Source organism: Paenibacillus monticola (assembly GCF_009664975.1).
In the GTDB taxonomy this organism is placed as follows: domain Bacteria; phylum Bacillota; class Bacilli; order Paenibacillales; family Paenibacillaceae; genus Paenibacillus_AQ; species Paenibacillus_AQ monticola.
This window is the reverse complement of the sequence record NZ_WJXB01000004.1, coordinates 430,012-454,509: the sequence shown is the minus strand read 5'-3', so window position 1 is coordinate 454,509 and position 24,498 is coordinate 430,012. Positions and strand designations below refer to the sequence as shown.

Genomic DNA, 24,498 nt, shown 5'->3' with positions numbered 1-24,498 from the left:
GGCCCCCAAGGGGAGCCGTTAAGGATCTACTAAGAAAAGAGTAACATATCTTGAAGCAAAACTGTAGATCCAAGAACAGGACTTAAGACCATAATCCACTGATCCAGCTCCAGATGTTTTGCAGCAGCTCCCAGAAGAAGAAACGCACTTTGGGCTCCTTGCCCGCAGTTGATGAATCATCCTCAGTTACTGAAGCCTTCTGCACAGCTTTACCAACCGCTGGTTGCACTTTGTTATCGTCTGCTGCGGAAGCAGCGACTGTCTTCGCCCCTTTGGTCGCAGCAGGAGCGGCCGCATCTCCTGAACCTGCATCTATGAAGCATAATGGAGGAAATAATACGCACCACCAATTTTGTCCCTGGCCCGCACCCAAGGTGATGCGTACCGCTTCATAATCACCAGCCGGGTACACCGTGCCCCCATACATTTTGGTTGGAAAAGGGACGACTCCTAACTCGACATTAAAAGAATACTCTATTCCCCGTTTCGCAAGCTCCGCTCCAACCAGCGCGTTTAGCTCCGGCAGATGGCTTCTAATCAAGGTTCGCGCTTGTTCCAAGCTCTGCGGATCGGCAAGCCCGGACACCCATTGGTTCATTTGCTCGACGATTGTGTCGCGGATTTGCCGCTTGACCAATTGATCCTGTGTTCCATCTGAATTAGCCAGAATGCGCAGCCGGATCGAATCCTTAGGAATCGCTACCTCCGCCACTGCAGCATCGCTTTTTTGACCTTCCCAGGCCATCATGATAACCATAAAGAAACAAATTAAAATGGCAGTATACTTAAAGGTTGTGCGTATGGAATCTTGTAACGAATCGCCGTGATTCGGTTGGTTCATATCCATGTAAAACGGCCCCTCTCCCTCTGAACTCTTATGTGAGTCAGTATGCCCGGAGAAGAGAGTCTGCAAACCTAGCAATCTACTAAATATTGATTTCAGCCCTTTAGTCCCTTAACCTGTGCCGCATAATCCCTGGCTCTTGGCAGCTCATCCTCTATTTCCTGTCCATAAAGATGCACGCTCATCACTATTCCCATACTGGACATATTAATCAGCACTGAAGTCCCTCCATAACTGATAAAAGGCAGCGTAATCCCCGTCAACGGCATCAGACCTATAAAGGCACCGATATTCTCAAGAATCTGATACAGCAACATGGCCACCATCCCGATGATCAGAAACTTCCCACTGCGATCCTTGCTTTCCAGAGCAATCAGGATCATCCGGTGGATCAGAATGAAGAAGAGCAGAAGCAAGAGTGCGGCACCTAAAAATCCAAACTCTTCGGCAATCTGCACAAAAATGGCATCGGTATAGGTATACGGCACCTGATTGGACTGCACAGAGCTTCCCTGCATATATCCTTCACCGCTCATACCACCCGAGGCAATAGCTAGCTTGGCATGCCGGGTATGATAGCTTGCATCATCAGTTGCCAGATCCGGGACAAGCCAAGGATCAAACCGGTCAATCAAATGATCCCGACCCGTAGTTTCTACAATAAACTCCACCACTTGATCATGATAGTGAATATAGCTAAAGACGAACATCAGACTCAATCCACCCACAATAATTAAGCCTATGAGGGCATGGGAAAATTTAATGTTTCCTATCCATAGCAGACCCAGTAGAATAACAATGTAGCTGAGCGCGTTGCCCAGATCATTCTGCACAATAACTATTGCAAAGGGGAGCAGCGTCAACAAACCTAAGGGAACAATCCCTTTCCAGAAGGTAAGCGCGGAACCTTGTTTACGGGCTATTACAGAGGACAGAAAAAGAATCAACACCAGTTTGAACAATTCAGCCGGTTGAAGACTTAATCCTCCTATCTCCACCCAACCTCGAGCCCCATTATGTACTTGGCCAAATAGGTTCACCAGCGCCAATAGTCCAACTCCAAATAGATATAAATAGAGGGCATATTTGATAAATATCCGGTAATCGACAAAGGCAAGCACCACAAAAACGGCAAAACCCAATATGTAATACTTGAGCATTCGCAGATGAAAGCCGTCCAATTCCCTGCCATGGGTTACACTGAATATAGAAAATATACTGACACACATTAGCATAATCAGCACAATTACAATTACACCATCGATTTTCTTAAGCTTTTGCAGCATATGGACGCTCCCAATTCCGCTAGATTCATAACTACCCTAATGATCGAATAGCCCCTCTTTACATTCTATAGGAATAATATCCATAAATAAACAAAAAACCACAAGACCTCATCCACAACAATGAGATCCCATGGTTTAAATTAGTTAGCCTGCTAGTAGCTTAACCCAGTTTGGCTGGCGCTGAATAAAGGCTTGACTTCGGCATGTCATCTTCTACTTCTTGTCCATGCAGGCGTACACTCATTACCAGCCCGATACTGGCCATGTTGATAAGCAATGACGTACCTCCGAAGCTGATGAAGGGCAAGGTAATTCCTGTTAACGGCATGAGTCCGAGGAATGCGCCGATGTTCTCAAATATCTGGTACAGCATCATGGCAACCACACCTACAATCAGAAATGGCCCACCCCTATCTCGACTTTCTAGAGCAATCAGAATCATTCGGTGAATGAGGATAAAATACAGCAGCAATACCAGCGCAGAGCCTACAAATCCAAACTCTTCGGCAATCTGCACAAAGATAGAGTCAGAGTAAGTATACGGTACTCGGTCTGTTTGGACAGAGCTGCCTTCCATGTAACCTTCCCCGCTCATTCCACCTGAAGCAATTGCTAGCTTGGCGTTCTTCGTATGATAGCTCGCTTTTGCTGTCGCCTTATCCGGCACAAGCCAAGGATCAAAGCGCTCCACCCAGTGGGATCGGCCGATATCGGTAAGAAAATCTTTGATTTCATCATGATAATGGATATAGCTCATAATTCCGGCTGCCGCAGAGCAACCAATAATAAGCAACCCGATCAGTGCATGCGTAAACTTGATATTCCCAATCCATAACAGCCCGACCAGAATTACGATATAGGAGAGTGCGTTTCCTAAGTCATTTTGGGAAATGACAAGGAGAAAAGGGACGATGGTGATCAATCCAAGCGGAAATACATCACGCCAGAATAAGAGTTTGTTTTTATTTTTCCGGACAAGCACGGCTGCCAAAAAAAGAATCAAAATCAGCTTGAACAACTCAGCAGGCTGAAGACTCTGTCCTCCGAACTTAATCCAGCCTTGGGCTCCGTTCTGTTCCTTACCAATGAAGCTGACTAGCACCAGGATTCCAATACCAAAAGCATATATATAGAGAGCATATTTCACAATCAATCGATAATCTACAAAAGTCAGGCCAAAAAAGGCAATAAAGCCAAGGATATAAAATTTGATCATTTTAATATGGGACCCATCCAGCTTGTCTCTCCCATGGGTGACACTGTATATGGAGAAGATGCTGACGACCATCAGTAATACTAATATAAGTATGATGACGCCATCGATCTTTTTTATCTTCTGAAGCATGCTGTGCCTCCTTGCTCTAGAGTGGGCTATCCGGATACGCATCTTGCGCATAGATATTTCTATTGTAAAGGAAGGTTCCGTAAAAATGCAATTTCTGCGCTACTAGAACTAGCCTCAGCGCGTTATACCTAATACATGCCGCGCGATCCCCGCGAGGTCATGAATCGTGATGATCTCGCTCCAGTGGCCGGTCGCTTCCAGCAGCGCGGCCACCTGTTCCGCCTGGCCGAGGCCAAGCTCGAAGCCGACTAGCCGCGGTGGTGCCGGGAAGAGCGGCAACTGCTCCATCATGCGGCGGTACGGGTCCAGCCCGTCCGCGCCGCCATCCAGCGCCGTGCGCGGCTCATGGTCGCGCACCTCACGCTGCAGCCCGGCGATCTCTGCGCCGGGAATGTAGGGCGGATTGGAGACGAGAATATCCGTCTCCATCCCCGCGAACGGCTCGAGCAGGTCGCCGAGCCGAAAGTCCACGGCTGTGCCGTGACGCGCTGCGTTGCGCGCAGCCACGGTTAGCGCTGCCGGCGAGATGTCGCCAGCGCAGACCCGCCACGCCGGCGCTTCGGCCGCCAGCGTGACGGAGATCGCTCCGCTGCCGGCGCCGATGTCGACGGCGGTCAGCGACTGCGCCGCAGGCCACAGCTCCGCGCTGTAGCGCAGAATGGCTTCGACGAGCAGCTCAGTCTCCGGACGGGGAATCAACACCTCCGGTGTTACTTCAAAGACCCGCCCGTAGAATTCTTGCTCGCCTATAATATATTGCACAGGTTCGCCTGCGCCGCGGCGGGTAACCATGACTTCCCAGGCTTCCCGATCCGCCGCCGGAAAAGGATCAGCCAGCGCCATGTAATACGCTGCGCCGGACAAGCCAAGCACGTGCTCAAGCAATAGCTGAGCACTGCGCTGCGGCTCATTCACGCCGCTCCTGCTTAAAAAAGAAGAAGCCTCCGCAAAGGCTTCCCGGATGCTTTGCACTTCCGACATGACATATGCGTCGTGTTTCAAAGCATTATTCTCCTTTTTCCATCAAATCTGCTTGCTCTGCAATCGACAGCGCCGAGATAATATCGGCAATATCTCCATTCATGACCTGCTCCAAACGGTGCAAGGTAAGGCCGATCCGGTGATCCGTAACCCGGCTCTGCGGGAAGTTATAAGTCCGAATACGCTCACTGCGGTCACCGGTGCCGACTTTGCTTTTCCGTTCTCCGGCATACTTCGCTTCTTCCTCCTGACGCTTCATATCCGAGATCCGGGCACGAAGCACTTGCAATGCCTTGTCTTTATTGGAGTTCTGCGACTTGCCATCCTGACAGGTAGCCATGATACCCGTTGGGATATGGGTTACACGAACTGCAGATTTGGTTGTATTAACGGACTGGCCGCCCGCGCCACTGGAACAGAAGGTATCTACACGAATATCTTTATCGTGAATTTCGATTTCAAACTCCTCTGCTTCCGGCATCACCGAAACCGTAGAGGTAGAGGTATGAATACGTCCACCCGATTCAGTCGTTGGAATACGCTGTACCCGATGTGCGCCACTTTCATATTTCAATTTGCTGTAAGCACCACGTCCGTTGATGAGGAAGATCACCTCTTTAAATCCGCCGAGGTCATTCGTGTTCGCATCCATTAACTCGACGCGCCAGCCTTGGGTATCGGCAAAACGAGTGTACATCCGGTAGAGATCAGACGCGAACAAGGCCGCTTCGTCTCCGCCAGCCGCACCGCGGATTTCCACGATCACGTTCTTGTCATCATTAGGGTCTTTAGGCAGCAGCAGCAGATGAATCTTAGCCTCCAGCTCCACTTGACGCGAAGAAAGGTCATCAATCTCCATCTTGACCATTTCCTTCATGTCATCATCAAGCTTCTCGCCCTGCATAATCTTAGCGGCTTCAAGCTCTTCCATTACATTTTTATATTCAGCATACGCCTCATAGGCTGGCTGCAGGTCTGATTGTTCTTTGGAATAGTCCCTCAGTTTCTTACTATCGCTTGCAACATCCGGATCACAAAGCAGTTCACTGAGTTTCTCGTAGCGGCCCGCCAGGGATTGCAATCGGTCCAACAAGGGAATTCACCTCTCCTGTTTCAATTTCATATTGACAAATTAAGCTTTTATATCGTTATCTAATAAAAATAGATATACGACTTTATATTATACCACTGATATGTCGAATTGGCTACAGTGGGTATCATAAAGTTTTTTCTTGCTGTTATAAAGGAATCCTATATTACAAAAAAAGACCATCCCATGAGCCTTATCATGGGATGACCTGTTTATCTTTTTATATGGCTGGTAGCAGTTTATACGTTGAACCGGAAATGCATAACATCGCCGTCCTGCACCAAATATTCTTTACCTTCCAGACGCAATTGACCACGTTCCTTGGCCCCGTTCATCGAACCGGCTGCCAGCAGATCCGCATAGGCCACAACTTCCGCACGGATAAAACCACGCTCAAAGTCGGTGTGAATGACACCAGCTGCTCCAGGCGCTTTGGTTCCGCGGTGGATCGTCCAAGCGCGAACTTCCTGTACGCCTGCTGTGAAATACGTATACAAGCCAAGCTGTTTATAAGCTACTTTGATCAAACGGTTCAGACCGGATTCCTGTAGTCCAAGCTCTTCCAGGAACATCGCCTTGTCTTCGCCTTCCAGTTCGGCAATTTCTGCTTCCATCTTGGCACTGATTGGCACAACTTCCGCATTCTCGGAAGCCGCAAACTCACGCACCTGTTGTACAAATGGATTATTGTCGGCATCGGCCACTTCATCTTCGCCCACATTAGCCGCATAGAGTACCGGCTTCAGCGTCAGCAGATGAAGATCGCGCACAATAAGTTGTTCCTCTTCAGACAACTCCAGGCTGCGTGCGGGCTTGTCTTTATAAAGAGCTTCCTTAATGCGCTCCAGCAGCTCGACTTCCTGAACGATTTTCTTCTCGCCGCCCTTGAGGTTTTTGCGGGCACGATCAATCCGTTTCTCGATACTCTCCAGATCCGCAAGGATCAGTTCCAGATTAATCGTCTCAATGTCGCTAAGCGGATTCACTTTACCATCAACGTGCGTAACGTTCTCGTCTTCAAAACAACGCACAACATGTACGATAGCATCCACTTCGCGGATATGAGCCAGAAACTTGTTGCCAAGACCTTCACCTTTACTAGCACCGCGCACAAGCCCGGCAATATCTACAAATTCAAAAGCGGTCGGAACCACTTTCTTAGGCTGAACCAATTCAGTCAGCTTTACCAGACGTTCGTCCGGAACTTCAACGACGCCCACGTTAGGGTCAATAGTGCAAAACGGATAGTTAGCAGCTTCTGCTCCTGCTTGCGTTATAGCATTAAACAATGTAGATTTCCCGACGTTGGGAAGTCCAACGATTCCAGCTTTCAAAGCCATTTATATGACAACTCCTATTTTCAGTTGGATTGATCATCCGAACAAACCACACGATCTAAACCATTATATATTAGAACATATGCTCCAGCAACACCGGATGTCAAGCTTGTGTGTCCGGGATAAGGCGGTGTCAAGGCCACGAAAGGGACAAATAGGCATGTATTACGGCTATAAGTTGCGAAAATAAAGCCAATCCAAACCGCTCCGCTCACCTAAGATCCTGCAAGCTCCAGCACCTTCTGAATTGCCGGCTGCTCCAATAAGGGCTTAGTGGTATCGGGTTCGACTTCCACATCAGGGATCGTCTTCACCTCCTCGTTACAGCTTCCGTCAGAGGTAAGGCCCATTTCCAGAGAAAACCTGAACACATACCCGCTGTTCGGCAAGGCCGCCAATAATGGATCTGCTCCTAAACCGTCTCCCCCTGTCTGTGCACCTACTACTGTGGCAAATCCACTTCCTTTGGCAAACGCAGCAAATCCCTCGGAAGCAGAAAAAACGGCATGGTCCACAAGCAAGTATATTTTCCCTTTGAATCCAACAGATTTAATGGGCTGCACATCATCGCTGACAGTCATAAAATCCTTAAACATTGTTGTCGCCTCAGGCGGAATATTAGGCAAATTCTTTTTACTAATCTCGACAATAGGATCCAGACCTACTAAATGGCGTGGCTGTAAAAAAGCCTCCGCATATTCCCCACCTCTATATAAATAATAAGTGCTATAGTTTACGGGTTTATTGATCAGCAGAGGTACGATATATAACCGCCAGTAATTAGTACTGCCTCCTCCATTTCCGCGGATATCTATAAGAAGAGTCTTGTAATCCTTAACCTCTGTCAAGAACTCACGGATCTCAGGCGCATCCTGCTCCATAAATTGTCCCGCAAAGCTACTTAAGCCGAGGTAAGCTATTTGATAGGGTTTAATAATAGTTTTCTTCACGTTTCCACTGGTCTGCTCGTTTGCTCCAGCTTCTACATTCTCAGTGCCATCAGCACCTTCAACAGGACTTGCCTCTGTCGTACTTTGCTGCTTCAATAGGGATTTCTTGTTATAGCGTGCCAAGACTTCTGGCTGTTGAAGCACCTGAAGCCACGGCTCCATTATCGCCCCCACCTGTGTATAAATCTCCGTCAACATGTTGTACCCTTGTTCATTGATAAATTCCGTATGTAAGTTATTTAGCTCGCTCAACACAGAGTTTATCCCTTTAAAAAACTCCTCATCCGTCCTTGTTGCTGCAATTTCACTGCGGTATTTCTCCTTATTCGCCAGCCAATCCACACCGTTCAGACGCTTGTTCACTTCAAAGAAAGGATAATTCTCTTCCATAATCGTCCACATGTACTCAAAATCCTGTAGCTTTTGCTCCATCGTCAGGGCCGGGGCGCTGGCTAGCGGAGTTTCGCTAATTGAAGCTGATGCCTTAACAGAATCGTTCCCACCGGAAGAATTTCCGCTTCTGCATCCGACCACTGCTAAAGCAGCTACAGCTGAAATTAGCAGCCAGATAATTTTTTTTCTCAATTCAGACCACCCTTTACCTTTGATTTATAAACAAATCCATTTTAAGGAATTCAATCCTTTAATAATATTTTTCTATTAATTCTATTTCAAAGATATATGTCACAATTATTTACAAATTTCGTCGAGACAGCACACAAAAAAGACCTCTTTCCAGAGGTCCTTTTTAAAATGCAAAACTTTATTGGTTTAAACCCAAAATTAGTGGCTGACAAATTCAAGCGAGCGAACAACAAAGCAAAAACATACAAAGCCGGAATAGTGGAAGTTCAAACTTGGCGGACTGTAGCGCCGCTATTTCACTTTTGAACAGGGTTTGGGAACAGGAAGCGGACTCAGATGACGCTATTGACGCAAAAACAGTTTCTTTTGAGAAGATATGGGGTCAATAACGTCGCTAGTGTCCGTCAAATTCCCAAATCGCCTGGTTTTGAACAAATAGGGACTTCTCAGTCCGCTTCACTGGGTTAACCCCTGATTTTGAGATAGAATTTCGCTTAAAACTTTATATTAGAGGAATTAGAGGGGAAAAATCCCTCTATTTCGATGTACTGCCCTCTGTTTTTCACAGCTCTTTAGACATCGAAATATCGGTTACGATATAGCCCATTTTTTGGTACAGCTCGAAGGCACGGTTGTTCTGGCCGAAGACATGCAGGCCGATTTTGGTGATATTCATCGCCCGTGCTTCTTCATCCAGTGCCAGTATCGCTAGCTTGCCATACCCCTTACCCTGAAAGGGTTCAAAAATATAAATATCATAAATGAAGGCTTCCAGCCCACTGCGTCCTTCATTGACATTGAACCAGATGTATCCGGCCTGAGTGTCGCTTTCGAGCTCCACTACAGAATATAAATAAGCGCCTTCCGTATTCAAACCTTTAGGCAGAAATTGCGTCATTTCTTCCTTGGATTGCTTCAGCGCACTAACTACATCCCAAGCCCCTGCTTTCATCTTACCTTCCGCATAATCGCGAGTAGATTGTCCTAGAAAAAATTGAAATGTTGTTTCGTCCATTTGGACCAGTTTGATCATGATTGTTAGACCCTTTCCTTACTTCAGTGTATTCAGCTTCTTATTTCTAGCGGCGGACTAGGCGGGAAGTACCACGCAGTGCTGCGAGATCCGATACGCCGATGCCGAACATGGCCGTTCGCAGCTCCAGCTCAATCTGAGCCAGCGCCGCATCCAGCGCTTCTTCCGAATGAACTGCTGGACCGAGCAGATTCCGACCGAAACCAGCGAGATCCGCACCCAGTGCCAATGCTTTAGCCGCGTCCACACCATGCTTTAATCCACCGCTGCCAATCAAAGCGCCGTTCGGAGACACCGCCCGCACCTCAGCGATGCATTCTGCAGTAGGAATCCCCCAATCGGCAAAGGCCTCAGCCGCAGCGCGGCGAACAGGGTCCGTGCTGCGGAACTTCTCCACCTGACTCCAGGAGGTGCCGCCTGCACCAGCTACGTCAATAAAGGCCGCTCCGGCATTATAGAGCCTGGCTGCTGTCTCGCCATCTATACCCCAGCCGACCTCCTTCACACCTACCGGAATTTCAAGCCTGCGGCATACCTGCTCAATCTGCGACAGCAGAGAAGCAAAGCCAGTGTTGCCTTCCGGTTGAAAGACCTCCTGAAGTCCGTTCAAATGCAGTACCAGATAATCTGCGCCAACAATCTCTACAGCCCGGCGGCATTCTTCTACACCAAAGCCATAAGACAACTGTACAGCACCGATATTGGCGATCACAGGAATGCTCGGCGCATTGTCCCGTACACGAAAGGAAGAAGCAAGTTCAGAGCGCTCTACCGCCGCTCGAACAGAGCCTACACCAAGCGCCCAGCCCCGACGTTCAGCAGCCTCGGCCAGCCGGGCGTTGATGGCCCCGGTAGCTGCACTGCCACCCGTCATGGAACTGATTAACAGCGGTGTACGCAACTGACGTTCCAGAAAGACTGTGCGCAGCGAGATGTTGTTAAAATCCAGTTCTGGAAGAGCGTTATGCCGGAACCGGTAATGCTCAAAACCAGTAGTAATGCCGCTACCGCCTACTTCCTCATTCAGGCAGAGACGAACATGCTCAATCTTTCGTTCACCTGTCTTGGAGGTTGGCAGCAGGGAACCGCCATGATCCGCGCCAGGCTGCCCCTTCACTTCCTGCGGCACGGCATCCTGTGGCGTATCATTCATGATATCTTCCTCCCGTTCCTCAGCCTATATTTGAAGTACGATAGCTGGCGTTTGGCCCATCTCCATACTGTTTTTCTACGCAATACGCTTCATTATAACACATCCGCGAGTCTGAATTTACAATAAGAGGATATCGCTTGTGTACTTCCAATCTACGATTTATTGGCAATATGTTCACCTACAAGCCGACCGGACAATGATACAACCGGTGTTCCTCCACCGGGATGTGTGGTGCCGCCTACATACCAGAGACCTAACACATCACTGGAACGGTTGCTTGGTCTAGAGAAAGTCTGGCGAATGGAGTTCGAAGAAATCCCATAGATGGCTCCTTTATGCGAGAGCGTATCATCGGCGATATCCTGTGGCGTGTAATGCAGCATAACATCTCCTTGATCCACACCGGAAATACCATGTCCGGCAAGTGTCGATAAGACTCTCGCTCCATAGATAGATGTCTCTTCCCGCCAGTCACAAGCCTCATTCACATACGGCGCATTAGCAAGTATAAACAGATTGCTGCCGCCTTCCGGGGCCATACCCGGCTCGGAATACCCGGAGTGACATACATAAACGGTGGGGTTCTGCGGAGGGCGCTTCTGTTCAAAAACATCCTTAAATTCCGGCTCATATTGCTCCGGGAAAAATACCGTATGATGCAGCAGTGCAGAATACTTCTGTGGGACGCCAGCGAGCGTAACCAGACCTGAGAGAGAGGGCTCATAGGAAGCGATTTTGCGGTTGCTCATGGCTGGACGACTGCGCTCCGGCAGCAGCATCCGGTTAATACTAAGCACATCGCCCCCGGCGATCACCGTTTTGGCAGCGTAGAAACCTTTTTCCGTCTCCACCCCTTCTACCGCACCATTCACCACCGAGATCGCTGTTACTTCCGTATCGGTTACGATGTTCACACCCAATCGTTCAGCCAGGGACACGAGACCCTCCACCAGCTTGTATGTACCGCCCTTCACACCAAATACGCCCTCTTCACTCTCCACATATCCCAGCATGGCAAAGATAGCAGGGGAACGGTAAGGCGATGATCCAACATAAGTAGCATAACGCCCCAACATTGCGAGCGTATGTGGGTGACTGAAGTATCGCAACAGCAGTGCCTGCAGGCTAAGAAAAGGCCGTACACGAAGCAGGTCACGCACAAGTGCCGGAGAGATTTTGTCCCGCCAGGAGAGTAACAACTTGTTCAGAAACCGCTTCTCACTGAGGCGATACATTACAGCAGCTTCAGTCATAAAATCCGTGTAACGGGCAGCATCGGCTGGACTGTATGCAGCAATTTGTTCTTTCATATATCTGGCATCCCGAGACAAATCCACCACTCTTCCATCTGCAAATACATTGCGTGTGCGCGGTTCTAGTTCATAGAGCTGGACATGATCCTCCATTGCGACCCCAGCAAGCTCATACAATGAGCGAAAAACCTGAGGCATTGTAATGGTGCTGGGTCCACGGTCAAAGGTATACCCGCCAGTCTGAATACGCTGCAGCTTGCCACCGGGATGATGCTGACGTTCCAGCACAGTTACATCCCAACCTTTGGAAGCAAGAGTTACCGCACAGGACAGTCCACCGAACCCGGCACCGATAATCACAGCTTTCGATTTCAACGGTACCATCTCCCTTTCCATTCATAGCCTTGCCCGACCTTAGCGCCCCGCCAAGAGCTGATCGCAATAGCGATCAGGCCAAGCATGCTTACGGATACCAGCAGGCACAACCAAACCGCTTGTTTAGCAGATGCATCACTGGTCCGTTTGATAGCTATACCTAACAGGGCTGCAAGTAGCGCCCATAACGTCAGTGTTCCCTGATTTGCCAGACAAGCAAAAGTAAGTGTCACAATAGGCAATACATATAGCATTGTATAGACAGTTAATAAGCCTAGCAGCAAAAGAGGACGGCGACCCAGACCGGCATAAATGTTCTTGCGATAGCCCTTCCACACCTCTTGTGCGTTATGATACATGCGCATTTCCGTATAATCCACAACGTTAGCCAGTGTCACAGGATCTCCCGAAATCTTTACTGCGCGAGCTAAAGCCATATCATCGACAAGCTCGGCACGGATGCCGGCATGGCCTCCACTACGTGAATAACTGTCCCGATGAATCAGCATAAATCCTCCATGTGCGGCTACAAATCGGGAATCTTTGGAGCCACGAACCAGTGGAATTGGCAGATGGCAGATGATGGTGAAGTTCATTAACGGCACAATCAGCTTTTCGAGCCATGTCCTCGTTACCTGCCAGGGGAAGCCAGTCACCAAGCCGCCTCCTTGAGCAGTAGCTGTCAATATAGCCGCTTCCAGCGCCTCTGGACGGAGTCTGATATCTGCGTCCAAGAAGAGCAACCAAGTCCCACTCGCTGCTTCCGCTAACTGAACGCAAGCATTGGACTTGCCCAACCAACCCTCTGGCAGCTCCCGACCGGCTAGCACCTTAACCCGGTGATCTCCAGTCGCAGCAGCAAGTTCTCCAGTTCCATCACTGGAACGATCATCCAGCACGAGCACCTCAAAGTCCCAGCCGACGCTTCTACAAGCCAGCACAGATGCCAGACAAGCGGCAATATTATCAGCCTCGTCACGAGCTGGAATCAGTACGGACAATCGTGGAACTCCCTTTTGAATCAAAGGTGGACCGGAAATTGAATGTACGGCCCGCTTTACCACCCCAAGCTTCGGCAGCCGTGTAGTGTTCCATAGCGCAAACAGCAGTTGCAGCAGCAGACAGCCACTGATAATCTGCAGCAGTAGTATCATCGTCTTCTCCTGCCAAGTACGGCATCAAACCATTCATTGGTGGAACGGCCCTGCTTCATCAGAGGTTGGAATTGTTCAGGTACATAACCACCATTATTGATGATCATTTGGCGGTGGTTATTCAATTGTTCTTCCAGCACAGTCTGCAGCTCATCCCCAATGCTGTTGCGGTTCATATCCTTCCAGGAATGGGCAAGCGGAACCCCGGCCAACAATGTCGCCTCCGGCTTGGGATGACGAAATAAGCCATGATACAACGTTACCGGCACAACGACCGCTTCCGGACACAGGCGCAGCACAAGGCCAGCGCCTGCCTTCAATACCATCGGACGATGCTCTAAGGGTTGGATTTCCCCCTCTGGATACATCCATACACTGCCTCCAGCCCGGAGCAGTCTCGAGGTGTAACGCAGCGAGGCACTGATATCTCCCGTACTATGCCGATTCATTGAATACGCTCCCAACTTGCGAAAAAAAGCATACTTGCGCAGCTGCTCTTCCTCCATCATGAAATAGTGCACCCGATTCGTCAGCGTTCTAGCCGCATGGTATGCGAGCAATCCGTCCCACCATGAACTGTGATTCATAATGTACAGCACAGGTCTGCCCTCTATAGAAGGTGGCTGCAGCTCTCCGGCCACCCCAAAATAACGGAAATGTCTACGAATTAAATAATGGTAATTGTAACGGTAGAACAACTTATCAAAGCTTCTTGATCTGACGGCTTCCAGCATAATACAAACTCCCTTCTGCCAGCAAAGCTCCCAGCCCCGCTATCCAAGCACAGAGTGATAATCCCTCACGCACGGCTATGAGCCCGAACATAATTAGAATAGCCTGATACAATCGGGTCCCCCGACGCGCGCTCAGGCGGGATATTTTAAAGACCTGCAAGGACAACGACAAAGCTGCACTGACGATGAACCAGCCGAGAAAATTACTCCAGGGAACGCCGTACAGTCCCCCACTGCTCCCCCAATGCCAAAAGCCCTTGGCATGAGCCACAGGATCGAGAACCAAATCTAATAAAACGCTCCAGAAGCCTGTTTGTACAGCCCGGACCAAAGACAACCGGACCCCAGTCAGGCCGAAATCATTACTGATCAAGACTGCACCGCATACGACAGCAATCCAAGCAAAACCTAAAGTAATAGGGACACCAAATAACAATGGCCCCAAAATATCAGAATATTCGTAACTGCCAAACAGCCTGCCGGAATGAACACCAAGCCACTCCACACCCATGCCTCCTGTCCAAATCACGATAGCGGACAGCCAGATTGGAAGGCCACACCAATAAATGACTGACTGGTCGGACAGGAAGGGGCGTTCTAGCCCCTTGTTCGTTAAATCCAGAGCATATACGGCATAAAAAATAAGAAATAGGCCATTGGAGAATTGTAAGCTTTCCGGTATGCTGAACACGATTAAGAGCAGCGCACCTATAAAATACCAAGCCCAGAATAAATATCTGATCATTAAAATGCCGCCGTCTTGCCCTTGCTGCTAAAACCTGAAGCATAACGTGCAGCCGTGCGCCGATACATTTGCAGCTTAGCCTCATCGCTGCCACGGCATCGAGTATGCCCGCATAGAAGGCTGCTGCTAATTCTACTGCCATACCACTCTCCGGTGGATAGGTATCGAGATTGTCCAGCCCTTTTTCGAACCAATATAGCGCACTTTCTTTAAGCTCATGCAATACAGCTATAAACGGCTTGTTCACTACGCCCTTTTCCAGTTCCGGCTGGCTATATCCGTTCTTCTTCATCACCTCAAGTGGAAGATATCGGCGCCCACGTCCCAGATCCTCGCCCACATCACGAATGATGTTCACAAACTGCATTCCTATCCCGAGAGCAATACCTGCTGCCTGCGCTTCTTCGCTGCCGTCATCTCTAAGAACAGGAAGCAGCATTTCTCCGACGGTACCCGCTACGAGATAACAATAGGATTCGAGCTGCTCCATCGTTTCATAATGAGTGAAGGTGAGGTCATTTAGCTGGCCTTCCATCTGCAATAGAAACGGTTCCTTCCCCAGTTGCGGGAAACTGCGGAACAGCCAGCGCAGCGCAGGCCAGATAAAGTGTCCATCTGCACGCTCCAAGTCCTGAAACTGATTGCGGAGCTCATGAATAGTGAACGGCGACTTCTCCGGCTCATCCACACTATCATCAATGATGCGGCAAAAAGCATATATAACATGCACCGCCTCACGGCGCGGGCTGGGCAGTCCGTCAAATGCCCGGTAAAACGATGAGGACCCAATTCTGATCATTTCCTCACACTTTTGCAATACGTCTTCCTTCATTTATACTCAGCTCCTTTATCAGTTCATGGACGGCCAGTCTGGCTCCCTGCATTACAATCGGCACCCCACCCCCGGGATGCACAGAAGCGCCAGCCGCATACAATCCTTCTATCTTAAAAGGCTTGGGCTGAGGTCGGAATACGCCCGATTGAGACAGCACTGGGGCAATCCCAAAGCTCCCTCCACCGAACATCCCTTCCTGCTTAGCATCCATAGGAGTACGGACTTTGCGCCAAACCATACTGTCAGCAAGTCCGGGAAATCCGCGAGACTCTGCATCCGCTAGTACTTTGTCGGCCAACGGGCCAGCGGCAGTTTCCCAGTTAATTTCTTGCGCCGCAGGAACTGGAACAAGAAAGTACAATATACTTTCTCCTGGCGGAGCGGCACTCTCATCCAGCGCCGCCGGGTTGAAGACATAATAGGAAGGCTTATCGGGAATGATATTCCGATCAAATACCTCCCGCAAGCTGTCATTTAGACTATCAGGCAGAAAAAACTGGTGTGTCAGCGATTCCTCCCATCTTTTGGAGGCTGCCACGTAAATAAGCAAACAACCTGATGAGGGGAGAAACTTGCTGGCCGGCTGGTTTAATGCCGGGCTTGAATCCGTCCTAGTTAAAAGTTGAGGCTGGCTGGCTTTTTGCGTGTTACGGACTTTCTTGGTAACCCCCTGTGGCAGGAGCCCTTCTAAATGCGGAAAGTCGCCGTTATATAACACAGCATCATATGAAATGGCTTCTCCCTCAATGACTACTCCATGGCATTGTCCGCCACTTACCAGCAGAGATTGAACTTCAGTATGTGTATGAATAGTGACCCCGCGGCTTTTCAGCTCCCGGAGCATAATTCGCGGCAGTTCGCCGTAGCCACCCTTCAACATCCAGATGCCGAAGGCCTGCTCCGCATAAGGAAGCATGGTATAGATTCCGGGGGTACGGAAAGGAGCACCGCCGATATATAAGCTTTGTAGGGAGAAGGCATCCTTCAGCTCTTCACTTTGAAAATAGCGTCCAACTGCTTCTTTCAGACTCTTATAGGCTTGTAGGCGGACCATCAGCGACAGGTTGCCAAAACTGAAGAACTCACTGCGGCTCTTAAAGCCCCGCTCAAGAAAAGAAGCTTTACCTAATGGATATAAGATCGACATATCATGCATAAAGCGGATAAATCCTTTACCCTCACCGGGAAAACAACGTTCAACCTCTGCAGCCTGCTCCTGAATTCCATTCACCTTGGTTAAGGTCCGACCGCTCTTAAAATGAACTCGGTACAGTGGATCACAGCGCAGCAGCTCTACACTTTCCGGTGGTAGACCCCCTTCCTCAAGGATGCTGCGCAGCATGTCTGGTAGCAGCACAATCGTGGGTCCGCGATCGATCCGGTAGGGTCCATGCTCTTCAAAAGCTACACGCCCACCGACCTGTGAAGCGCGTTCGTACAGCGTAACTTCCTGCCCAATACGGCTAAGCAGCAGCGCTGCCGTAAGCCCGCCGATACCGCCGCCGACGATGGCGACCCGGCTCACAGTGATGCCCTTGTTCCGGCTACTCCGGCCTTGAACGTTCTGGAGCGGGCTGCGCGGTCATGTTCCTTCAGCAGTCGCACACTGATCTTGGCCGACTCGAATATCGTCGGCAATCCGCTGCCGGGATGGGTTCCGCCCCCGACCAACCATATCCCCCGCGCCTCCTGAAAGGTATTGTGCGGTCGCAGATACATCATCTGGCCCAGATTATGGGCCAGATTAAACGTTGCGCCGTTATACACGCCCAGCTTTGCCTGCCAATCCCGCGGTGAGAAGAACAGCTTCTCCTCGATCCGCTGGGATAAATTCGCCAGCCCCGGAATACGTTGCAAGCGTTCAAGCATTTCTTCTTCTACCCGCTCACTTTCCTTCTCCCAGTTGATATCTGCTGTCAGGTTAGGAACTGGCATCAGCACATACAGCGAAGATTTGCCGGCTGGTGCCAATGTTGGATCGAGAACGGATGGATTATGCACATAAATTGAAGGATCCGCAGACAAGGTTCCCAATTTCGTGATTTCTTCCACATTTCGCCGATAATCCTCGGCGAAATGAACGGAATGATGGCCGAGATCAACGGCACCATCCACTCCCAGATACAACATCGCTGTAGAACATGAATATCGTTTGATGGCTACCTTCTTCGGCGTGTATTTTTTTAATATCCCAGGCTCGAACATCTCCGTCATGGCTGAACCGAAATCAGCACCAATCACGACATAGTCCGCATCTACTTTGTCCCCATTGTCGAGCAACAGCCCCGTTGCCTGCCCATTATGGACCAGCACACGCTTCACCCCGCAGGAGGTATGAACCCTTCCGCCATGCTCTTTCAGCACATCTGCCATCGCTTGAAAGACCTGGTTGATTCCGCCAATCGGATGATACAATCCATAACGATGCTCCATGTAGGAAAGAATCGTAAAGGTACCTGGACATTCCCAAGGCGACATCCCTAAATATTTAGCTTGAAAGGCAAAGGCAAACCGGAGGCGTTCATCCGAAAAATATTTAGAAAGACGATTGTACACAGTATCAGTGGCATGCAGCTTAGGCAGGGCATGCAAAACATCTTTTTTGAGATAATCACCAAGAGATTGAAACGGACGCTGTAACAAAGGCTGCACTCTGTCCAGCTTATCTCCTTCATTGGCCATGAATCGACGGTAACCTTCACCGTTACCCGGAAACAACCTTTCGACCTCATTCGCGGTTTGGTCCTGATTTGTAGAAGGTTTGAATACGGTATCGCCGAAATGCAGTGAATACAGCGGATCAAGCTCTTTCAAGGAAACGTAATCATCTATAGAGCGGCCTGCAGAGGTAAACAACTCTCTCAGCAGGTGTGGCATCATCAGAAAAGTTGCGCCGCGGTCAAAGGTATACTTCCCAAGTCGAAGCTCTCCCGAACGCCCGCCAACTACCTCCTGCTTCTCATAAACTTCAACATGATATCCTTCTGCAGCAAGCAGCATAGCGGCGGCAAGTCCACCTGGCCCAGCTCCGACAACAGCAACCTTTGCGGCACTCTTTGTACTGATCAAGCCTACTCCCCCTCAAATCCCACAATCTCTAAACATTATACAAGTTCTTTACAAACATTATACAATTATTAAATACTTATGTAAATGACCAACTATAGCTATCTCATTCAGCGAAGCCAGAGGCCAATATAGCTAGTTTTTACTATTCCAATAGGATAGATGTCCCAGTTTAATAATCTATATTTAGATTCAAAAAAAGAGCCCCTAGCATCACTAATAAGTGACGCAACGGACTCTACATTTCCTTTTCAGCAACGCTAGTTGGCCTTAAATCTTGCTCTTCATGCCAATAAACATTTTATCAAACCATGATTGCCACTGCTCAGGCGGCTCATTCATAATGAAACGCGCACCGACCGAATTGGGGAAAGCTTCGTACGCTTTACCACCCACGATGAACTCCGCTTCTGGACAAGCCCCTTTTAGATGCTGGATTAGCCCCTCACAGTATGGAATTAGCGCTTTATCAGTAACTGACAGACAGATCGCTCCAATACGCTTTTGCTGCTCTAGTATCGACAAGATACCTTCCTCAGGCGTATTGGCACCGAGATAGATAACCTCCACTCCATTCTTCCGTAAAAAGAGTGAAAATAACAGTAATCCAACCTGATGATGCTCACCAGCCGGACAAAACGCCAGCACCTTTGGCAAATGCGCATAAACGGGAAAGACGTTGAAAAATTGATAAAATCGATTAGAAATCATATGTGTCATATAATGCTCCTGCGCTACAGTCGCCTTGCCCACTTCCCATGCATCCCCGACCTTGATTAGAACAGGCACCAATACCTGATGGAACATAGCTTCGTAACCATACATAGAGAAACCAAAATCAATTAACGCATTGGCCCGCTCCCCTTGAAATTCATGCAGCGCAGTATAAATTTGCTCTTTCATCTTCTCAAAGGCATCCTCCGGAGTTCCACTAATGACCACATTATCCTCTAGATGTTTCTCCTTCTGCACCTTCAACAATCGAACCGCATGCGAGATACTGATGCCTTGTTGCTCGATCTGATCCTTCAACCAGCGCAAATCCTCCACATTATCACGGCTGTATAGCCTATATCCGGACTCGGTTCGCTCCGGCGTCACCGCCTGATACCTGCTTTCCCAGGCTCTTAACGTAACCGATGGAATATCCAGCATTTCAACGACCTGTTTGATGGAGTACACGTTGTATCTCACTCTCTTTCCCACTTACTGCTATATGTATTTAATGTCTCAAACCTTATACAAATTATTTACACTCATTATACATAAGCCTAAGTATAATGTCATCCGACGTTAGTCAGGGGTCCCAGTTGCTTCAATTATCACCTCTGGAGGTTATATAGAAGTTGATAAATTACCGAGCATAACCATAACCTACCGAGAGGAGGGATATGCTCCTACACACCTACAGGAGGACTCCATGAAACTAAGCCGCCGCACCTGGATACTACGATTAGCCCTTATGCTCATTCTCTGGCTAACGGGTGTAATGATATATCAGACACATAAACCTCTTCCTCAGGGGATTTCTTACGAGAGTCCTCTATACCAGGTTAATCATGTGAGCTTCTGGCATGACTTAACTTATGCGGATGGCAGCCCCACAGGGAAACAAGAGAGTCAGATTTTACCGAGAATACTACAGATTATTGGGGAATCTAGGGAGTTTTTGGTGATCGACCTGTTTTTGTTCAATGATTATACCCATAAAGACCAGCTGTTTCCGCCAGTCAGCCGAACGCTAACTACTAAGCTTATCGCGCAAAAATTAGCTTATCCAGAGATGGACATTGTCTTCATTACAGACGAGGTTAACACCAATTACGGTTCTGCTCCCAACGCTCTCTTGGAGGAAATGAAGGCTGCGGGCATTAACGTCATTATGACTGACGTTGATGCGTTGCGCGACTCTACCCCTGCCTATTCGGCCGTATGGCGTACCTTCGTCCAGTGGTTCGGACAAGATGGAACGGGCTGGATTCCGAACCTCATGGCAAGCGAAGGTCCTGATATCACGGCGCGCTCCTATCTTAAACTGCTAAATGTGAAGGCAAATCACCGCAAAGTGATTGTCAGCGAGAAGACCGCACTAATCTCCTCCGGGAACGTACATGATGCCAGTGCCTATCATTCCAATATTGCCCTTGAGGTACAGGGTCCTATACTAGCTGATATTCTACAAACGGAGCAGGCAGCAGCCAATTTGTCTGGAGCAGGTCCCCTGCTGAGCAAAGAACCTGTATTCACGCAGGAAGACAAGGGAGAAGTAGAAGGACTGGCGGAGGTGCGTTATGTGACAGAGGGGAAAGTGTACAAGTATGCACTGCAGGAAATCCGAGCTGCCCAAAAGGGTGAAACCGTATGGATGGCTATGTTCTATCTTGCCGATGACGGCATCATTAACGCGCTGCTGGATGCCTCGACCCGTGGTGCTAAAGTCAATCTCCTATTGGACCCGAACCAGAACGCCTTTGGCCGGGACAAAATCGGCATTCCGAACCGTCCGGTAGCCATGGACCTAAACCGACGTTCCGCAGGAAAGATTTCGATCCGCTGGTACAATACAACCAAAGAGCAATTCCACCCTAAACTGCTCTTCATTGCTAAGCCAAGCGGCAATTCCATTATCCTTGGCGGCTCCACTAATTTTACGACACGGAATCTGGATGATTACAATCTGGAGAACGATTTGTGGGTAGCAGTGAAACAGGACCAGCCGCTTTATGCCGAGATGGATGCCTATTTCAACCGGTTATGGAACAATGAAGGTGCGGAATACAGTCTTCCGCTCCAAGATTATCAAAGTGATGTGACATGGCTTAAATACCTGGTGTTCCGGCTGCAGACCACTTTAGGTTTCACCACATTTTAGGACATATCGAAGAATGTAAAATAAAACACCACCGAGGACACTCTTTCCCCGGTGGTGTATATTGTGCCTCTAAGTAGGCGGTATATATTTCTGGTTAGAGTAACGGCGACATCAGTCTGGCTCCTGATTCAAGCAGCCGTTCTATCAAACGCTTGTTCATGAACTCTGTTTGCACGATCTGGCTGGTGGATAATAAATCCCGCTCGAAATCAGCTACAATCCGAGCTACACTCTCTGTCTTAAGCAGCAGTGCATTGACCTCAAAATTAAGGTGGAAGCTGCGCATATCCATATTTGCTGTGCCTATCGTGGCTATTTCACTGTCAATAATCAGCAGTTTGGAATGAATAAAGCCCTTCTCATATTCATAAATCTTCACGCCTGCTTCCAGCAGAGACGGGAAATAGGAATGTGAGGCCAGAAACGGAATCCATTTGTCCGGTTTGGCCGGGAATAACAATCGTACATCAAGCCCGGACATCGCCGCGACTCTGATCGCCGTTAGAATATCCTCATCGGGAATGAAATAGGGGCTGGCAATCCACACCGATTTCTCGGCAGAGGTGATCATGGAGAAAAATATATTTTTGAGCGCCCGGCGTTCGTTATCCGGTCCGCTCGCTATGATCTGCACCGCTCCATCACCTGACATAAACCGCAGCTGCGGGGAAAGATAATCCTGCTCCAGAATCTTCTCACCCGTTGTATGCATCCAATCCTGTAAAAAGATAATCTGCATCGTACGCACCGCCTCACCTCTGACGAGCATATGCGTGTCCCGCCAGAAGCCGTATGTCTTGCTGCGGCTCAGATATTCATCACCCACATTAAGTCCACCCATAAATCCAACATCGCCATCAATAACAACAATCTTGCGGTGATTCCGGTAATTCACCCGACTGGAGAAAAAGGAAAAGAAGGATTTGGAACTACCGTATGCCGCAACCCGCACCCCCGCATCACTCATTTCCTTCAGAAAAGCTTTGGAGAGTTGAATGCTGCCGACTGCATCATACATAAATCGGACGACCACACCTGCACGGGCCTTATCGATCAGAATTTGCTGAATACGGGTTCCGATATGATCCGCACGAAAAATATAATATTCCATGTGAATATGATGCTGAGCCTGACGCAGTTCCAGCAGCAGGGTGCCAAATGTCTCTTCACCGTTGGTCAGTATACGCGTCTCCGAAGTAAACGATATAGGCGTACGTGCCAATTTTTGAGCCAGTCCAAGCAGCTTTTGGCGTGAAGGATCAAAAATGGACCAGTCCTGATGCATCCGTAGCGCGTCATTCTCGATCCGTTCGTAAGCCATCAGGTCGCGCTGGGCTTTTTTGTCATACTTACGGCGTTTGAACACATTTTGTCCGAACAGGAAATAGAAGACAAGTCCCAGTACCGGAATCAGGGCAAGCAATAGAATCCATGCCATCGTTGTAGAAGGATTACGATTCTCCATAAAAATAGCCAAGCCAATAGAAATGACCGTCAATGTAGAAAAAATACTAATAATTGTACCTCCGGTACTGCCAAATAGCCCGAACCCGAAGTAATAAAATGCTAATAAAGCCCCAATAATGACTGTAGACTGTAATCCTCTTCTCATTTGCCAACCTACCTTCTCTTTCTAGCAAGCCTCACGTAATCGACACATTTATATATTACCTGAAGAAGCTCTTTCTTCCTATCGGAAAAGCTTACAAAATAGAATTGCGTCAATACTGTAACCTCTTCTATGGAAGATTTGTAATGCCACAAATAATATAATATAATCGATTTGACTTATTAGTCAATTAGAGAACTCCATAGTCAGAAAGGAGCTAGTAGCTTAGTGGCTGAGCGAAGCGTAGATAAAAAAGAACAGATTATCAAAACAGCAATGCAATTATTCGCCGTGAAAGGCTCCTCCTCCACCTCTATGCAGGAGATTGCCGAGCTATGTGGGATCTCCAAGGGCAGTCTATATCTGGTGTTCAAATCCAAGGAAGAGCTGAAGCGCAGCATTTACATATATTGCTTCCGGATGATTCGTGATCCCCTGTTACGTGAGGAGCAGGAAAGTCGCAGAACCCCCCAAGAGAAGCTGCGCAATCAAATTGAAATCCTGTTGCATCACGTCTATGAGCTACGAGAGTTTCTACAGCGACAGATTCAGGAGCTGTCCGGAAGAGAGCAAACCGAGGTGCCGGATTGGCTGCGCAACAGCAACTTAACCCTTTTCAATTGGTTTCAGGCAAAGCTCGAGAGCCTTTATGGAAAAGAAATTCTGCCATACACCGGTGACTTGTGCCTGATTGCTCATGGCACGATCAGCTCCTATGTGCGTGTGATGTTTTATCAAGAGACTCCTATATCGATAGCCCGCATGGCTGATCATCTGGTAGATCTATTGAATATCATGGTGTCGGGTCTGCTCACCCGCCATCCGGACCCGCTCATCTCCTCTTCGATTCTATCGGGCTGGATGGAAGTTCACGAAGGCAACCAACGCAGAAATCCACTTCAATTGATCAAAGAGATGAAGGATCTATTGAGCGCATCAACTGCCATACCGCCACAAGCTAAGGAGGATATGCTGGAATCACTCACTATTTTGGAGGGAGAAGTGCTAGTTCCCCATCCCCGGAGAGCTATTATCCAAGGGATGCTGTCCAATCTGCGTACCTTTCCTGAGTTGGCCAAAGAATTGGAGGAGCTGCAGAAGCTGATCACATCCTACAAGAACAACTTATGTGCATTTAACTAACAGTGAGAACTGCAGAAACTTATATATAGAGTTCAATACGGATAGCGAGCTTCGTATGCCAGTCCAAAAAAGATGACTCTTCCGTATGCGGAAGGTCTACAAAGGAGC

At 48.7% G+C, this 24,498-nt stretch carries 20 protein-coding genes; 2 read left to right on the top strand and 18 right to left on the bottom strand.

Annotated features, from left to right (window positions below; translation table 11 throughout):
- Positions 1–82: 82 nt before the first annotated feature.
- The 17 genes from spoIIR to GJB61_RS32390 form a co-directional block, all read right to left on the bottom strand.
- Entirely contained in the window at positions 83–802 is a 720-nt protein-coding gene (spoIIR, locus tag GJB61_RS14655) for a stage II sporulation protein R (protein WP_338115854.1), read from the bottom strand.
- Positions 803–939: 137 nt separating this feature from the next.
- Positions 940–2,130, bottom strand: a complete 1,191-nt coding sequence (locus tag GJB61_RS14650; protein ID WP_154119229.1) for an FtsW/RodA/SpoVE family cell cycle protein — start codon at positions 2,128–2,130, stop codon at positions 940–942.
- Between the two features lie 160 nt (positions 2,131–2,290).
- Entirely contained in the window at positions 2,291–3,475 is a 1,185-nt protein-coding gene (locus GJB61_RS14645) for an FtsW/RodA/SpoVE family cell cycle protein (protein WP_154119228.1), read from the bottom strand.
- A 114-nt stretch (positions 3,476–3,589) separates the two neighbouring features.
- Positions 3,590–4,477, bottom strand: coding sequence for a peptide chain release factor N(5)-glutamine methyltransferase (prmC, locus tag GJB61_RS14640; RefSeq protein WP_154119227.1), 888 nt, complete (start codon positions 4,475–4,477; stop codon positions 3,590–3,592).
- Between the two features lie 4 nt (positions 4,478–4,481).
- Positions 4,482–5,549, bottom strand: coding sequence for a peptide chain release factor 1 (gene prfA, locus GJB61_RS14635; RefSeq protein ID WP_154119226.1), 1,068 nt, complete (start codon positions 5,547–5,549; stop codon positions 4,482–4,484).
- 236 nt (positions 5,550–5,785) lie between these two features.
- Positions 5,786–6,886, bottom strand: a complete 1,101-nt coding sequence (gene ychF / locus GJB61_RS14630) for a redox-regulated ATPase YchF (protein WP_154119225.1) — start codon at positions 6,884–6,886, stop codon at positions 5,786–5,788.
- Positions 6,887–7,098: 212 nt separating this feature from the next.
- On the bottom strand, positions 7,099–8,418 hold the full coding sequence (locus GJB61_RS14625) for a S41 family peptidase (protein WP_154119224.1): 1,320 nt from the start codon (positions 8,416–8,418) through the stop codon (positions 7,099–7,101).
- 562 nt (positions 8,419–8,980) lie between these two features.
- Positions 8,981–9,433, bottom strand: a complete 453-nt coding sequence (locus GJB61_RS14620) for a GNAT family N-acetyltransferase (protein ID WP_154119471.1) — start codon at positions 9,431–9,433, stop codon at positions 8,981–8,983.
- Positions 9,434–9,497: 64 nt separating this feature from the next.
- A complete protein-coding gene (fni, locus tag GJB61_RS14615; RefSeq protein WP_154119223.1) occupies positions 9,498–10,604 on the bottom strand; it encodes a type 2 isopentenyl-diphosphate Delta-isomerase in 1,107 nt (368 codons plus the stop codon).
- A gap of 152 nt (positions 10,605–10,756) precedes the next feature.
- On the bottom strand, positions 10,757–12,241 hold the full coding sequence (locus tag GJB61_RS14610) for a phytoene desaturase family protein (RefSeq protein WP_229521768.1): 1,485 nt from the start codon (positions 12,239–12,241) through the stop codon (positions 10,757–10,759).
- Positions 12,229–13,386 (bottom strand): glycosyltransferase family 2 protein, encoded by a 1,158-nt coding sequence (locus GJB61_RS14605; protein WP_154119221.1) that lies wholly within the window; start codon positions 13,384–13,386, stop codon positions 12,229–12,231. Before GJB61_RS14605 ends, GJB61_RS14610 begins: the two co-directional genes overlap by 13 nt.
- Positions 13,383–14,120 (bottom strand): lysophospholipid acyltransferase family protein, encoded by a 738-nt coding sequence (locus tag GJB61_RS14600; protein WP_154119220.1) that lies wholly within the window; start codon positions 14,118–14,120, stop codon positions 13,383–13,385. Before GJB61_RS14600 ends, GJB61_RS14605 begins: the two co-directional genes overlap by 4 nt.
- Positions 14,089–14,625: a carotenoid biosynthesis protein gene (locus GJB61_RS14595; RefSeq protein ID WP_338115827.1), complete on the bottom strand. Its 537-nt coding sequence runs from the start codon at positions 14,623–14,625 to the stop codon at positions 14,089–14,091. The genes GJB61_RS14600 and GJB61_RS14595 overlap by 32 nt, the downstream gene beginning before the upstream one ends.
- Positions 14,570–15,697, bottom strand: coding sequence for a phytoene/squalene synthase family protein (locus tag GJB61_RS31735; protein WP_229521690.1), 1,128 nt, complete (start codon positions 15,695–15,697; stop codon positions 14,570–14,572). Before GJB61_RS31735 ends, GJB61_RS14595 begins: the two co-directional genes overlap by 56 nt.
- The gene (locus GJB61_RS14585; RefSeq protein WP_338115826.1) at positions 15,669–17,225 is read right to left on the bottom strand and encodes a phytoene desaturase family protein; all 1,557 of its coding nucleotides are present in this window, start codon (positions 17,223–17,225) and stop codon (positions 15,669–15,671) included. Before GJB61_RS14585 ends, GJB61_RS31735 begins: the two co-directional genes overlap by 29 nt.
- Positions 17,222–18,769 carry a phytoene desaturase family protein gene (locus GJB61_RS14580; protein ID WP_267490813.1) on the bottom strand — a complete coding sequence of 516 codons (1,548 nt, stop codon included), beginning with the start codon at positions 18,767–18,769 and terminating at the stop codon, positions 17,222–17,224. Before GJB61_RS14580 ends, GJB61_RS14585 begins: the two co-directional genes overlap by 4 nt.
- Positions 18,770–19,036: 267 nt before the next feature.
- Positions 19,037–19,960 carry a MerR family transcriptional regulator gene (locus GJB61_RS32390; protein WP_338115825.1) on the bottom strand — a complete coding sequence of 308 codons (924 nt, stop codon included), beginning with the start codon at positions 19,958–19,960 and terminating at the stop codon, positions 19,037–19,039.
- Positions 19,961–20,186: 226 nt separating this feature from the next.
- Between GJB61_RS32390 and GJB61_RS14570 the strand changes: the two genes are divergently transcribed.
- Entirely contained in the window at positions 20,187–21,638 is a 1,452-nt protein-coding gene (locus GJB61_RS14570; RefSeq protein ID WP_154119218.1) for a phospholipase D family protein, read from the top strand.
- A 94-nt stretch (positions 21,639–21,732) separates the two neighbouring features.
- Here GJB61_RS14570 and cls read toward each other — a convergent pair whose 3' ends face one another.
- Positions 21,733–23,250: a cardiolipin synthase gene (cls, locus tag GJB61_RS14565; RefSeq protein WP_154119217.1), complete on the bottom strand. Its 1,518-nt coding sequence runs from the start codon at positions 23,248–23,250 to the stop codon at positions 21,733–21,735.
- Positions 23,251–23,475: 225 nt separating this feature from the next.
- Between cls and GJB61_RS14560 the strand changes: the two genes are divergently transcribed.
- The gene (locus GJB61_RS14560; protein ID WP_154119216.1) at positions 23,476–24,390 is read left to right on the top strand and encodes a TetR family transcriptional regulator; all 915 of its coding nucleotides are present in this window, start codon (positions 23,476–23,478) and stop codon (positions 24,388–24,390) included.
- Positions 24,391–24,498: the final 108 nt, after the last annotated feature.